This window comes from Lachnospira pectinoschiza (assembly GCF_020564355.1).
Classification (GTDB): Bacteria; Bacillota; Clostridia; order Lachnospirales; family Lachnospiraceae; genus Lachnospira; species Lachnospira intestinalis.
In genome coordinates this window covers 127,901-143,291 of sequence record NZ_JAJCRR010000003.1, presented here as the reverse complement: position 1 = coordinate 143,291, position 15,391 = coordinate 127,901, and the positions used below count along the sequence as shown (strand labels likewise).

Genomic DNA, 15,391 nt, shown 5'->3' with positions numbered 1-15,391 from the left:
TGCTTATTTTAAATCACATGGGAATATATGTTTCTGGTGTGTAATGTATCACTCTTGTTCCCCCATCCTCGAAATCGAACGGAACATGGAGCAAATCTTTCATTGCATTTTTTACACTTTCCTGTTTCTCCTCATTAACATAAAAAACCAAAAAACCGCCTCCGCCAGCGCCTAATAGCTTTCCTCCTACTGCACCAGCCTCTAATCCTTTTTTGTAGAGTTCATCAATATCGCTTGTTGAAACTTTAGCTCCTGTCTGTCTTTTTAATTTCCATGTATAATCCAATAATCGTCCAAATTCTTCTAAATTCGTATTTTTATTCACGAGAATTTTTTCAGCTTCATCTACTAGAGCATACATTTCCTTTAATTGTGATATTTTATCCTTCGCCGTAATATTATTCGTTGCCTGTATTTCAGCCGAAAACCTAGTAAAACCGGTAAAAAACATCATAAGATTATTGTCTAACTGTCTTTTTCGTTCCGTATCTATTATAATAGGTAATACTTCGTAACCATCTGCATTAAAATTTATACGATTCAATCCACCATACGCTGCTGCTATCTGATCTTGCCAACCGCCAGCTTCATTACATAAATTTCTTTCCAAATAAATCGCTTCATCTGCCAATTTCTTCTTATCCGCATATTTCCCCTTCAACGCATAAAAAGCATTTAGCATACCAACTGCAAATGAACTACTCGTTCCCAAACCTGAACGTGCTGGTAAATCCGCCTCATATGTAAGTCTTAATTCATGCATATCCAACATTTTCATGGCATTTCTAATTGCCGGATGTACTATTTGCTCTACTTCCTGTACTCTTTCAATTTTGGCATATGACAGTTCTGTTGTATAATCAAAAAAGCGCGGCAAATGTCTTACATTAACATAACAATATTTATCAAAAGTTGTTGATATTACCGCACCTCCATATTCATTAAAAAAATGCGGCATATCCGTTCCACCGCCAAAAAAAGACATTCTAAATGGTGTTTTTGTGATAATCATTTCTATAATCTCCTACACATCAAATATCCACATTTTCATCCCCCCTGAAACACTGCCACAACCGTTCTGCAAAGTATCTTCATATCCAGTCCGAGGCTCCAGTGGTCGATGTAATCCAAATCCATTTTTACAATTTCTTCAAAGTCTGTTACCGTACTTCTGCCATATGCCTGCCACATACCAGTAATGCCCGGTTTCATGGACAGTCTGCGCTTGTGGTGTCCCTGATACTGTCTGAATTCATTCACCGTTGGCGGACGTGTGCCCACAAGGCTCATATCGCCCTTTAATACATTAATAAACTGCGGCAGTTCATCAATACTGGTCTTTCTGATAAACTTTCCGACCTTTGTAATACGCGGGTCGTCCTTCATCTTGAACATCAGTCCCTGCATTTCATTCTGTGCCATCAGTTCTTTTTTACGTTCTTCTGCGTCCATATACATGGAGCGGAACTTGTATACATAAAAATACCGTCCGTTCTTTCCGACACGTTTCTGCTTAAAAAATACCGGTCCCTTGGATTCCAGCTTGATTGCCGGGACAACAAAAATCATGGCAACTGCCATAATGCAGAGTCCAACGAGCGAACCGACAATATCAATCGCCCGTTTAAATGCCAGTTCCTTATAATCATAGAAACGGTTGGCAAATGTCGCAACCGGAATATTGCCGAGCTTTCCAAGGCTCATATCAAAGTCCTTATAATTTTCAAGCGTATTCAGATGCAGATGAACAACCACACCCATTTCTTCCAGTTCCATCACAAGGGATGTGATTTTTTCCATCCGGGCAGTGTTCAGATCAATATACACCTCGTCTACTATCCCGCCTTTTATGTATTGAATCATGTCATGTACATCTGCTACAACCGGTATGCCGTTTATTTCCGTTCCACGCATATCCCGGTCAACAATAATAATGCCTGAAATCTGCTTTGTTGTATTCCATTTTTCAATTTCTTTTAATCCATCCACGCGGTCACCGGTGGTAATTGCTACCACACGATTCACGGACTTGCCAAGCTTTGCACGGCTTAAAACGGATTTTTTCACAATAATTCTTATAATATATGCCAATATAACATTAAACACAACCACCAGTACGTAGACCCCTCTCGGAAACTGCTGGTTTGTTCTTTTTAATAATTCATAAATGGCAATAATACATGCCATTATAACGTTCAGATGTACTACTGCTTTTAGTTCTTCAAATTTTCCCCTCTGTAAAAAATCATTATTCTTTGAATAGAATAAAAACGCAAGCATATAGGATACCACTACTGATACCAGACTGTCCCCCATCTGTGAAAAATAGACCTGTGCTGAAACATTTTTCCACAACACCAGCCAGAGATACCCGGCGATATAATAACTTGCAATTAATCCGATGAAATCTGTGATAAACAGAAGGGCGTTTTGAACTTTTTCTTCTCCCTGATTCATCTTTTATCCTCAACTAATTTTTCTAATCTGTAGGTATTTTTCCTATCTTTTCTATATTATCCCAACTCTTTATTCTTGTCAATTGTATAAACTGCCTTGTCTGCAACAATTTTGCGGCTGTTTTCATCTGATTTTCCCAAAATGCAAAGGGGTGGGCATACTTATACCCCCCCCTGCATTTTTTTGATACAATTTATTTCAGATAGATGATGTACAATATCTTTTTCCCCTACCAAAACCCCTTCCGGCGGAATAGCCACAGCAGCAAAACCAGTACCAGCGCGCTGATTCCTGCTGCCATCGGATAACCGTACCGCCACGATAATTCCGGCATATAAGAAAAATTCATGCCGTACCAGCCGGCAATCAGTGACAGCGGCAGGCACACCGTTGTTACTGTCGTCAGTATTTTCATAATGTGATTCTGGCGGATTCCCAGTTCCGACTGATAAACCTCCTGTACCTGCACTGCATACTCCCTAAGCACCTGTGTTTCTGCGGCAAGCCGCTGTGCTTTTTCTTTGATTCTTGCAAAATAAGCCGTGTGTTGTGCATCCAGAACAGAATTTTCATTTTCTTCCAGCGCAGCTGCGATTTCAATGAACTGGCTGTAATAACGGTAAAACTGAAAAATTTTCTTTTTTACCTGTAACATACTGCTGTTAAAATCCATTCCGCCCGCACGAAACACTTCTTCTTCTAATACGGATAACGTCCTTTCCAGTTTTTCCATATACTGCAGATCATCTGCGGTCATTGCACCAAACAGCTCATACAAAAAACGTTCTTTGGTATAGGCTTCTTTATGAAGAAACGTATTTATAAGTTCCTGCACTTTTCCGGCTGAGCCTGTATATTGTATACAGACAATTTTTTCTGCTGTTATAAAAACTGCAAAATGCCACGACACATTCTTTTTTGTTTTTTCCGGCACATGCCATTCTATCAGCGTATGGCTTTTATCCTGTATCACCCTGCACCCGCGGATATATTCCCCTCCGCTGCATCCACAGCAAAACTGTCCAAATGACTGGCTGTTTTCCAGTTTATGCGCATCGATTACTGCAATTGTGTCTTTTTGTTCCCAGAATTCATCTTCACAAACCGTTTTCAGACCGTACGATACAATCTGATAAAACACGCCATCCTGCATACTGGTCTCCATTCCCCTGAAACTCATACTCCCTAAGCTCCTGTATCATACAACAACAGTATTTCCCCTTTTCCGGCGGTTTAACCGCAAAAAAACGGCAGATACCATTTATCCGTGCATGGTACTGCCGCCTTTACAACTCTAATTCTGCGCTTTTTAAGCGATGACAAATCCGTTCTGTACGGTATATGTCTTTCCATTATCCGCTACGGTTCCCGAATAATCATAAGCAATGATTCCGTTTCTGTAATACCAGCTGCCATACTCATTGAATGCGATTCCTGTATAATTTAAGTCAAGCAGCCCATTGTTAAAGTACCACCAGCCGTATTCATTTAATGCCATTCCTGTATAACTTAAATCCAGTGCGCCGTTGGTCATGTACCACCAGCCGTATTCATTTAGTGCCATTCCTGTATAACTTAAATCCAATGCGCCGTTGGTCATGTACCACCAGCCGTATTCATTCAATGCCATTCCCGTATAACTTAAATCCAAGGCGCCATTGGTCATATACCACCAGCCATATTCATTGGATGCCATTCCCGTATAACTTAAATCCAAGGCGCCATTGGTCATATACCACCAGCCATATTCATTGGATGCCATTCCCGTATAACTTAAATCAAGTGTTCCATCGTTAAAATACCACCAGCCATATTCATTGGATGCCATTCCTGTGTAATCTGCCTGAATGACATCATCCTCTACAACTACCCAGCTGTCAGAAGTAACATCTCCGCCATTCGCAAACCAGTATCCCAGTTCTATGCCTTTTTCATATACGGCATAAGCCTGCGCACGGTATCCATATCCGTTCAGATGAGTGTTATCAATCCAGTAATTTCTTAACTGTAACGAAATCAGCCCCTTTTCGGCACGTTCCCTGTCCTCGTCTGTTTCATCCAGTCCGTTAATTGAAAGCCCGTTTTCAATCAGATACTTTCTTGCCGTAACCACGTGTTCCCCAAATGCATCTTTTAATGCTGCCTCATACCATGTATCCTGCATACCCGGTTCATAACCGCTCTCTCCCCATATCTGGTCGGTATCATTGGGATCATCTGTCGAACTGATGATGATATAATTAGAACAGTCTGCCTCATCAAGCATATTCTGATACTGCTTGATTAAATCATCCATATTCTTCCACTTTCCGTTATCCCCCATCTCGATAATCATGATGTCACCGGACTGATCTCCGTATTCTGCACTGCGGTCTACGATTTCATAAGTGTTTTCCCCGCTGACACCGAAATTATTGACCGGAAATCCCGTCAGTTCTTTTAAAACCCTCGGATAGGATACACCGCTTCCTCCCTGTCCTGCTGTCATCGAGTCACCCCAGCAGTTAATCAAAAAGCGGTGATAAAAGGTCATGCCGGAAAATCCCGCTGCCTGCGCTTTTTCTGTAAAACAGCCAAATGCTGCTATCATCCCTGCTATTGCGGCAATCCATACAACTGCCTTCTTTTTTCGAAATATTTTTTTCACTTGTATCTTTTCCTTTCTTCTTTAAATCCCTGCTTAGGCATTTGCAAAAATCTGCCTCCTTATTAATATACGAATTCCTTTCCCGTAAAGCTTTCGTATTCTGCAAATGATAACACAACGCAGTTTACGATTCAACATCCGCTGTAAATACCTGCTAATTTCCTTGAGAATTCCTTGTTTTTACGGTATACTGTACATAACAATATAAATATTATTTTAGTATATCTGCAAAGGAAAATTTACAATGGATAAGCTTGATTCAAAACCACTTTTTAACATTGTGTCTGGCATTACAATTTTATGTATTATCGTAGGCAGTCAATGGTATTTATGTCCTGATATTATAACCCGGATTATTTTCACTTTTCATATTCCGGTCTTATTTATTATCAGTGGATATTTTTTAGAAATTAAAAACATCCAGCAGACACTGCTTTATACTTTCCGCACTTTGATGATTCCGTATTTTATTACCTGTGCGGTCATTATTGCTATTATGGCAGTCCGTATTTTTTTTACAGGGTCCGGTTTTACAGAGTCTTTTCATGAGCTGCTGTTATGGGTATGGGCAGCCTTTTACGGTTCCGGTGTAGATTACTTTACACCTGCATATATCCGCATGATCGGCTCGCTGTGTTTTCTTCCGGCATTATTTTTTGCCGTTAATATTACACATTTGTGCCTGCGTACCCGGTATGCCGTCATCGGCATTGTGCTGACTGCACTTGCCGGTTTTGCTACCAGCCGGATTTTCTGGCTTCCTTATAGTATCCAGACTGCTATGACAGGAACCATTTTCGTATTCTGCGGCTTTATGCTCCGCGAAAAGAATATCCTTGCCAGATTAAAAGAAGCACCTTTTATTCCGGCTGTCTGTTTTGTTCTTTCTGCGGTATACATTGCCAAAGGCGGCGGCAGGTTATTCATGGTAAATAACAATTACGGCTATGGCATCTGGGACTGGCTGGCTGCTTTTTGTGCCTGCATTTTTCTTTTTTATGCAGCAATGCTTATTGAGCAGCACTGTCCACGGTTAACCGCCCTCGGAAACCGGATTGGTTCGCACTTTATGCTTATTTTTTGTCTGCATTTAACCGAACTGAACTGTTTTCCATGGAGTTCTTTACTGACCTGCTTCAATGAACACCGGATAACAAATACTTATGTACAGGCTGTACTGTTTTTTGTAATCCATATCCTGCTGATAACCGGCGGACTGCTGATATGCCTTTTACTCCGGCGGCTGCATCCTGCCGGACACGGGAAAAATACACTGACCACAGAATCCGGTGCAGCTCCGGTAAGCAAACGCGTAGAATGGGTTGATATGGCAAAAGGCACCTGTATTCTGCTTATGCTTTATGCACATATGCCAATTGACAGCAATATCCGCCAGATTATATTTTCTTTCCATATGCCGGCTTTTATGCTGTTAAGCGGCTATTTTACCAAAAACTGTTCCTGGAAGCACTTTTTTAAAAGCACATGGAAAGGGCTTCTTCTGCCTTACTTTGGCATTGAAGTACTGGTTGCATTTGTCCGTGTATGGCGCCAATGGCTTTATGTCGGAATCAGCATGGATACAACCGTTTCACTGTTACGCATGCAGGCAAAGATTGCACTGTTTGGCATGAGTTACTCGTCTTCTGTTTTTACGGACATTGGCAGTGTATTTGTTATCTGGTTTGTAATCTGCCTTTTCTTTGCCCGGATGCTTTTTATTGCCATTTTAAAGCTTTCACGCGAAAAAGAAGCACTTACATGCATTCTGGTGGCTGCCGTCACCATCATCGGCTGGTATATCGGCACGCATGTTGCATTTTTACCGGAAAGTTTTGATGTTTCCATGACCGCAGCTGCGTTCATTTATGCCGGATATCTTTTAAACAAATATTCTGTCTGGCAATATTTAAAACGCTATCCTTTAAGCATTGTGCTGACCGGCTGTATCTGGCTTTTGCAGATACAAAAGGGCGGAATTGAATTATCCATACGTTCCTACCCGCTTTTTCCACTTAGTCTGTCAGGTGCAGTATGCGGAACGGTCATTTTATGCCTGTGCTGTCAGATGCTCAGCCGTTACACGATACCGACGGCGGTTTTGAAGTTTTTTGGCAGAAACAGCCTTGCTGTTTTAGGCATTCACTGTATTGAAGCACAATTTATCCACTGGGAAGGACTTCTTTTGAATGCAGATGTTTTTATGCAGTTTTTAATGCGTATGATCTGTATTTGTGCTACGCTGGTGTTGTGGATTGCCATAAAAACATTTTTTCAATCTGTTATTTTAAAAACTGCCAGGTGACGGTTTTTTAAAATATAAATTTATTTACTAAAGGAGGATTTCTATGAAGAAAGCAGTACAAAAAATGTGTGCAGCTTTTATTGCTGCATTTGTATTTGCGCTTTGCCTTTTTGCAAAACCAAATACTGCACAGGCTGCCGGCGGCGGCTGGCTGTACCTGAATCCTGTGGACAATACCTGGTACTACTATGTAGACGGTGTCGTTGATACATCCTACACCGGTCTTGCCCAGAATGACTTTGGCTGGTGGTACGTATCCAACGGTACAATTGACTGGAATTATACCGGTATGGCTGCCAACGAATTCGGATGGTGGTATGTTTCCGGTGGTACAATTGACTGGAATTATACCGGCATGGCTGCCAACGATTTTGGATGGTGGTATATCACCAACGGTGTATTAGACTGGAATTACACCGGTATGGCTGCCAATGATTTCGGATGGTGGTATATGACTAACGGTGCCTTAGACTGGAATTACACCGGTATGGCTGCCAACGATTTTGGATGGTGGTACATCACTAACGGTGCCTTAGACTGGAATTACACCGGTATGGCTGCCAACGATTTTGGATGGTGGTATATGACTAACGGTGCCTTAAACTGGAACTACACCGGTATGGCTGCCAATGATTTTGGATGGTGGTATATCACCAACGGTGCATTGGATTTAAGTTTCCACGGCATCGGCAGTAACGCATACGGTTACTGGTACTACAATAACGGCGTAATTGATTTTAATTTCAACGGAGAATTCACTTTTAACGGTATGACTTATGATGTTACCGGCGGTTTTGCCGTTCCGCGTGAAGACATTTTCCGTGTCGGCAATGCTGCTACAGGAGAACTCACCGGCGGTGTGTATATGATCCGCAGCAACAGCAATCCAAACTATGCCCTAACAGTAGAGGAATCCGCTACTGCAGAAGGCGGCTACAATCTGGTAATGTCTAAGATTACCGGCGCGAACAGCCAGAAATTCCTTGTTGTTAAAGATGAAGCCAGCTCAACCTACTGTTTCATGTCCCTTGCTTATATTGATGCCAACGGAGATGATGCATCACACAAGTGGCTGATTAATTCTTACAACCATGGCTGGGGAACCAATGCTTTTACAGACAATGTACAGGTTACTTCTGATTCCGTAAACGGAACAAAGAACTGGACGGTTACTGAAACTTCTGCAGGTGTATATACGATTGCTATTGCGCGTACAGATTATACCTTCTACATGACCAGCGAGAATAATTCCAATGTAGGAACCGCTTTATGGTCTAATGCAGGAACACAGACCTTTAACTTTGTATCTCCGTATACACAGATTCTTGCTGACGGTGCTTATACCATCGCTGCTTCTGATAACACAGCTGCGATGCTTTCTGCAAAGGATGCTTCTGTAAAAGACGATACACCGATTACACTGGCTGACGCTTCTGAAGGTTCTGAACAGTTATTCTATATCAACTGTATTGATTCTTCAAAGGGTCTTTATAAAATTAAAAATGCCAATTCACAGCGTTTTGTGTATACAAAGGGTTCTATTTCTATCGGCACTGCCGTAATGCAGGCGCAGGGTACTGATAATATTGACCAGACATGGTATATCCAGAAAAACACAAACGGCACTTACAGTTTTATTTCCGCAAACAGCTATCAGTACTTAACTTTAAGCGGTGCAGCTGCTTTTGGAACTTCACTGCAGCAGGCCATCGGACATGATACTTCTGCCCAGCGTTTTGTTCTGACACCAAAATCCTTTGGTCAGGAATCTTTAACAACCGGTATTTACTCTTTCGGTAATAACAATTACCGTATTTCTTCTTTAGGAAACGGCGTTTATACCGTATATTCATTAACACAGAACGGATTCTGTGCAGCAAACGGTAATGGTTCTATGTATTTTGCGGCATCTTCTGACGCTGCAGAAGCAAAATGGCTGGTAACAAAGACTTCTGACGGATATGTTTTCCAGTCTGCCGCACATCAGACTTATATGACATCTGATGCAGGCTTAAGCAGCAACGCAGAAAATATTTCAATTTCTGATCTGAATGCTTCTGTAACGGATTACAGCGTGAAATATGATTTATCTGCACTGAATGCGCTGGATTCCTTAAACGGCATCCAGGTTATCTCAAGATTACATACATTAGGACTTTCCCGTTCTGACCTTATGAACCCGGAAACCAGCATGACTTCATTGAATACAAATATTCAGAGTGCATTAAGCGGATTACCTACACAGACTGTACAGTATACCGGAACTGACGTAGACGATTTAAATCAGTTCTTACAAAACAACACCGGAAAGATTGTACAGCTTACACAGGACATTCAGGTGTATAAGAACACCAATGGTTCTTTTGGTATTATCATGGTTCCATCTGATACAATTTTAGACGGAAACGGTCACAGCCTTGTTATGAAAGCCGGTTATACTGAAGCCCCTGATGTCGGTGTTGTATTATATGTGTATAAAAATGGTGTAATTCCATCCACAAACTGCGGCGTAAAGAATTTATCTACCGACATTCCTTATGTAAACAGCATTAATGTATTCAGTGCTGACAATATTCTGCTTGAAAACAATACATTAAATAATGCTACTAAGAGCGGTATCATGATTTCTGACGAATACGGTTCAACCGTAAACGGAATCATCCGCGGCAACACCATTAACAATGTCGGCGATGACGCTATTGCCGTTTATGGCAATCATTCAAACCTTTTGATTGACAGCAACCGTATTTCAGGCGCAAAAGGTTTTGCAGGTATTGCAATCAGCTGTCTGCAGAACGGTCAGCAGATCCGTGTTGACAATGAAACAACCGGTCCTCATGATATCATTGTAACCGGAAATGTTGTTTCAGGCTGCAGCGGTGAAGCTTTATACTGCATCGGTTCTTATAAGACATATATCACTTATAATACACTGCGTGACAGTATCCTTGAAGGCGTATGCCTTGACAGTGGCTGCATCGGCAACTACTTTGCCCACAATGAAGTTGTAAACAACGGTATTGCAGGCGGACTTCCGGGTGTATCTATTGATAATGGTATTTACAATATTGTTGACAGCAATAACGTCTATAACAACAGCTGCAGCGGTATTAAACTGGTTCGTACCGGTCTGGGTAATATTATCGTAAACAATATCTGTACGGATAATGCATACAACCAGATGGGTGCAAAGAGTTCCGGTATTGATATTGAACCGCTTGCTGTTGAAACCGAAAACCTCGGTTATATTGATGGTTTAGGAAGCAACTGGAATGTTGTTTTAAATAATACCGTAACAGGTTCACACGATTTCGGTGTATTTATTGCCGATGATGATACTGCAAATAACGGTGGTTCTTCTTGTGAAAATGTCATTATGTACAATAAGTTCTCATCAGCCTATACATTTGGCGCTGCAGATTTCTCATCTATGAGCAGTACTGTAAAAAACAATATTACTTTAAACTAGCTCCCTTAAAACGCAGCGCTTATTATCGGGCGCACCTAAAAAAGGCAGCGGCTTTACAATGATTGTAAAGCCGCTGCCCCTTTTTTTACTTCTGTTTCTTTTGTTTCTTATATATGCCCTGCACTCCGTTGATACATAAAACAACAACCACAATAAATATTGTCCTTAAAATAATGGTTGTCAGTCTTGTAACCGGCACATGGCATTTCACTTCTATAAAATCCCACGAAAGAATCAATATTTCAAATAAATGCACACATAAGATTTTCATGCTGTTCTTTCCAAACCAGGAAAGGCATCTGCTGATTCCCGGGATTTTATCCAGTTGTATGGCAAGCTTCATCGTCATGACACTTCCTGCAACTGCACCGAATAAAACGACGAAGTTTGGCACGACACGGATTACCATATTAATCCCGCCCGTATGGGAAGCATAGACCCATACGATTACACAAAGAATCCAGCAAATCCACGGAAGCTTTCCCTTCTCCCATATCCGGATTTTTTGGAGCAGATAGCCGATATAAACAAATAAAATTGCAAATCCGCCCACATCTAAATTCGTTGGAATCCAGATATACTGTCCTACAATATAAGAAACTGCCGAGATTCCGATGATTAAAAACGCTCTCTGCCATTCCTGCCAGCTCTTTGTATAATGAAATACTACATGTATAATAATGTCACTCCAGAAAAATGCCCATAAAAACCAGATTGCACCGATCATCCAGACTGTAAAGAACCATTTACTTCCATCTACACCATATCCGAAAACTGCACCAATCATCGTATTTAAGCACAAATTCCGGATATTCTGAACCGTCCAGCCCTGTAAGTACGCACTGACTGCCCTTCCAAGAATTACACATACACTCGTAATGTAATATGGGACAAGCAGCTTTTTAATATTGCCTGCAATGGTTTTTTTGATACTCTTTTCGCGGAATAACAGTCCTGAAGCAATGAAAAATAATGGCATATGAAACGCAAAAATATAATCATTTACCTTCAGGCCAATCAGCGAATGTCCGAGAATCACCAGATATATGGCAATTCCTTTTGTAACATCAATCCAGCTTATTCTTTGTTTTGTTTTTTCCATCTTTAAAATCCATACCAGAAGTTCATATCAACATTGCCTTCTATACCGTTTACATGTCCGGTGCTTGTATACTGCCACATAATCCAGTCACCTTCCGGAACCTCAGATGTATCTTCTTTATACCATGCGAGCCACTTATAAGCCTGAATCTCACTCTGGATTAATACATTCTGAAAATAATTCCAGTTAGCATACACACCGGCAGTATAACCTGCGCGGCTGACTCTGTCCATTACAGTGACTGCTATACGGGTAATCAGTTCCCTGCCCTCTGAGCTGTACGGATCAATATTATATTCGTTATAATATTCCGTATCTTCGATATCAATATACACACCCAATACCGGATTAAATCCCTGTAACATTCTTAAAATATGATTTGCTTCGCTGTTTGCCTCATCTTCATTGACTGCATACGAATACAGATATACGCCATACGGAATACCTACGCGTTCGCATTCCTGCATATTGCGTACTGCCCATACATCATCCTGATCTGTATCATCATTACCGTAACCGACACGGATAATGGCAAATTTAATCCCGTCTGCTTTTACGGCATCCCAGTCAATTTCTCCATTGTGCTTTGATACATCAATTCCGACGGATGACTTCTGAAGCGACGTTGCCAGACCATTTTTAACAATATATGTAATTCCTACATAGGTATATTCACCGTCATAACTATAATTAATTGTACCGTTTTCAAAATACCATGAACCATAGCTGTTTGAAGCAACACCCGTAAAAGTGCCATCGACTCCGCCGCTGCTTACATACCACCAGCCATACTCATTTGCTGCCATTCCATTATATGTAAAGTCAATTGTTCCGTTCGAAATATACCACCAGCCATACTCGTTATCTGCAAGGCCTTCATAGCTTCTGTCAAGAAAACCGTTTATCAGATAGTACCAGTTTCCATCATAAACAGTCATTCCGGTATAATCTCTGTCTAAGACACCATTTGTCACATACCACCAGTCATATCCTAACTGTGCCATGCCTGTATACGATAAATCTACAGTACCGTTATCAACATACCACCAGCCATACTCATTATATCCAAGTCCGGTATATGAAAAATCAATTTCACCGGCATTTATATACCACCAGCCGTATTCATTTAATGCAAGACCGGTAAAATCTGTATCTACTTTATTCTGATTCAGATACCACCAGCTGCCGCTTGCATTTACCATGCCATTGTAACTGAAATCAATTGTGCCATTGACTACATACCACGGCTCACCGTTTACATCAGCAATACCCGTATAGGATAAATCCAATGCACCATTGTTCATATACCACCAGCCGTATTCATTACATGCCATTCCGGTATAATCCCAGTCAATTTCACCATCTGTCAGATACCACCAGCCATATTCATTAACAGCCATCCCGGTATAAGAATTATCACGCTGTCCAGCGGTATAACATACCCATTCATCATTTTCCATCTGGAGCATATGTTCTGCCGCCTGCGCGCTTACCGGATGCAAACTAAAGCAAAACATAAACAACAGTGCAGCCACTGCGCCTACGAATGTCTTTTTCATCTTACCTCTTTTCCGCATGAAATATCGCAATTTCCATGCCCGTCAAACACTATCTACATTTTCCCTTTATGTAATCAGCGTGCATACAAATTGAGGATCTCCTGGTCCATAATATTGTTTGGCATACTGTTAAACATATTACTGTGGCACTCAATTGCATACCACTCACTGCCAAGAATCGTATTGTCAAATACGTCATTACAATAAGATTCCACTGCTAAAAACACACCGGCATAATTGCTTCCCGTCACTATATTTCTGCATACAATATTTTCATAGGAAGCTGTAAAGTCCAGTCCTTTAACCGGTTCATCCGGCGTACTTTCATGTCCAATTTCAATTCCAAAGAAATGGAAATCATCACTTTTTCCTTTATTATTATCTGATACAGAATTTTCCATAATAATATTGCGGTATGCGGAACGCACCATCTTCACACCGCTTCCGTAATTCTGCGTAACATTGTTATTGACAATCGTATTATATGCCGAATTATCAATCGAAATGCCCGGAAGCTTTGCCGGTGACGAACCATCTGACAGACGTCCAAACGTCGTTACAAAGTCCGCTTCTAAATCTTCATCGGACTGTCTTAGACGTCCGCCGTTTTCTTTGACAATATTGTTGCTGACATACGCACCGAATGTACCGTAATCCAGACACATACCCTCTTTATCATTCTGATAAATAATATTTTCAACAATATAAATCTGATATGCCCCATCGGAATAAATACCTGATGAATTATTATGTTTTACATTATTCTGATATAACACAATATCATGCGGCGTATCTAACAGGTTATATAAATGTTCATCTTTAAACTCATTATACGCCGTATAATAATCGTCAATTTCCATGGAAGTCATTACAATCCCGGCTGTGAGGTTTCTGGTGCCGTAATTATCAACGACATCATTTCCTGCAATAATACCATTACTGATATTTCCATTCAGAAAAACTGCGCCGTTACCATTATACGAAACCGTATTGTTTCTGATTGTGAAATTCTTGTTTTCACCCATCATAACCAGTCCCTTATAAAGAGCATTGGAAATGGTACAGTTTTCGATTGTAAATGTATTGCTTCTGATAATATAAATACCGTACTCATAACAGCCCGCTGTCAGATTCAGGTTATACAGTGCAAAATTCGTACAGTCTTCTGCAATTACTGCCTGTGCCACGCGGTCATCCGTGCTTCCTGTAAATGTAACTCCTGCTGCATCCAGCGCAATACCGGATTTCATGCGGATTGGTTCATCCATCCGTACCGTACTGCTCTCAATTGTAATATATGCATCCGTGCTCTGTGCAATCAGGGTATTTAACTGGGAAGCTGTGCTTCCTGTAAAGGAAATTTTATCTGAAAATGTATTTTCTTTCTGCATTGTGTCTGAAACCCGGTTGTATACATTTTTCCAGTTGAGTTCCGGTGTTTCAAAGGACGCCGTATCAATACCGAGCTTTTCAATCTTTTGTAACACCTGAAGATTCCCCATATATTTTTTTGAATCTTCTGCTGCCATTCTCGATAATGCCGGAAGCTTGTTGGCTGTCATAATGCTGTAACAGTCTGCCGGTGATATTTTCATTGCTGCACTGTCCACGTCATAATCCAGCAACTGTACCGCTTTATCATAAGCCTGCTGCTCTGCTTTCTCCTGTGCATCAATCACTGCTTTCTTACGGTTATAAGCTTCCTCCTGTGCCGCCGCAGTATCGGGATTTGCCGGCTTTTGCCTGCCGGATTCCCAGACTGCTACAATGCCGATAACCGCAAGGTATACAATCACCGCCGCAATGATTATCCTCTTTTTATTCCTTCGCTTTTTCAATGTTGCTCCTCCAT

General features: G+C 41.0%; 9 protein-coding genes. 2 read left to right on the top strand and 7 right to left on the bottom strand.

What is annotated here, in order from left to right; genetic code table 11:
- Window positions 1-13: 13 nt before the first annotated feature.
- The 4 genes from LI288_RS06700 to LI288_RS06685 form a co-directional block, all read right to left on the bottom strand.
- Window positions 14-1,012 carry a GHMP family kinase ATP-binding protein gene (locus tag LI288_RS06700; RefSeq protein ID WP_227089870.1) on the bottom strand — a complete coding sequence of 333 codons (999 nt, stop codon included), beginning with the start codon at window positions 1,010-1,012 and terminating at the stop codon, window positions 14-16.
- A 35-nt stretch (window positions 1,013-1,047) separates the two neighbouring features.
- Window positions 1,048-2,457, bottom strand: a complete 1,410-nt coding sequence (locus LI288_RS06695; protein ID WP_227089869.1) for a sugar transferase — start codon at window positions 2,455-2,457, stop codon at window positions 1,048-1,050.
- A gap of 229 nt (window positions 2,458-2,686) precedes the next feature.
- A complete protein-coding gene (locus LI288_RS06690) occupies window positions 2,687-3,610 on the bottom strand; it encodes a magnesium transporter CorA family protein (RefSeq protein ID WP_227089868.1) in 924 nt (307 codons plus the stop codon).
- 156 nt (window positions 3,611-3,766) lie between these two features.
- On the bottom strand, window positions 3,767-5,104 hold the full coding sequence (locus tag LI288_RS06685; RefSeq protein ID WP_227089867.1) for an SGNH/GDSL hydrolase family protein: 1,338 nt from the start codon (window positions 5,102-5,104) through the stop codon (window positions 3,767-3,769).
- Window positions 5,105-5,348: 244 nt separating this feature from the next.
- Between LI288_RS06685 and LI288_RS06680 the strand changes: the two genes are divergently transcribed.
- Together LI288_RS06680 and LI288_RS06675 are read left to right on the top strand one after the other, a co-directional pair.
- Window positions 5,349-7,409, top strand: coding sequence for an acyltransferase family protein (locus LI288_RS06680; protein ID WP_227089866.1), 2,061 nt, complete (start codon window positions 5,349-5,351; stop codon window positions 7,407-7,409).
- A gap of 43 nt (window positions 7,410-7,452) precedes the next feature.
- On the top strand, window positions 7,453-10,878 hold the full coding sequence (locus LI288_RS06675) for an RICIN domain-containing protein (protein ID WP_227089865.1): 3,426 nt from the start codon (window positions 7,453-7,455) through the stop codon (window positions 10,876-10,878).
- Between the two features lie 85 nt (window positions 10,879-10,963).
- On the opposite strand, the gene LI288_RS06670 is transcribed toward LI288_RS06675, so the two are convergent.
- The 3 genes from LI288_RS06670 to LI288_RS06660 all read right to left on the bottom strand — a co-directional run bounded on the left by LI288_RS06670 (window position 10,964) and on the right by LI288_RS06660 (window position 15,377).
- Window positions 10,964-11,980 carry an acyltransferase family protein gene (locus LI288_RS06670; protein ID WP_227089864.1) on the bottom strand — a complete coding sequence of 339 codons (1,017 nt, stop codon included), beginning with the start codon at window positions 11,978-11,980 and terminating at the stop codon, window positions 10,964-10,966.
- A gap of 2 nt (window positions 11,981-11,982) precedes the next feature.
- Complete coding sequence (locus tag LI288_RS06665) at window positions 11,983-13,539, bottom strand: glycoside hydrolase family 25 protein (RefSeq protein ID WP_227089863.1); 1,557 nt, start codon at window positions 13,537-13,539, stop codon at window positions 11,983-11,985.
- A gap of 74 nt (window positions 13,540-13,613) precedes the next feature.
- Window positions 13,614-15,377 carry a right-handed parallel beta-helix repeat-containing protein gene (locus LI288_RS06660; RefSeq protein WP_227089862.1) on the bottom strand — a complete coding sequence of 588 codons (1,764 nt, stop codon included), beginning with the start codon at window positions 15,375-15,377 and terminating at the stop codon, window positions 13,614-13,616.
- Window positions 15,378-15,391 lie beyond the last annotated feature (14 nt).

Bases quoted from the DNA above. Each gene is read 5' to 3' on its own strand.
- LI288_RS06695 (WP_227089869.1), bottom strand. From the start codon at position 2,457: ATGAATCAGGGAGAAGAAAAAGTTCAAAACGCCCTTCTGTTTATCACA.
- LI288_RS06690 (WP_227089868.1), bottom strand. From the start codon at position 3,610: ATGCAGGATGGCGTGTTTTATCAGATTGTATCGTACGGTCTGAAAACG.
- LI288_RS06665 (WP_227089863.1), bottom strand. From the start codon at position 13,539: ATGAAAAAGACATTCGTAGGCGCAGTGGCTGCACTGTTGTTTATGTTT.
- LI288_RS06670 (WP_227089864.1), bottom strand. From the start codon at position 11,980: ATGGAAAAAACAAAACAAAGAATAAGCTGGATTGATGTTACAAAAGGA.
- LI288_RS06680 (WP_227089866.1), top strand. From the start codon at position 5,349: ATGGATAAGCTTGATTCAAAACCACTTTTTAACATTGTGTCTGGCATT.
- LI288_RS06675 (WP_227089865.1), top strand. From the start codon at position 7,453: ATGAAGAAAGCAGTACAAAAAATGTGTGCAGCTTTTATTGCTGCATTT.
- LI288_RS06700 (WP_227089870.1), bottom strand. From the start codon at position 1,012: ATGATTATCACAAAAACACCATTTAGAATGTCTTTTTTTGGCGGTGGA.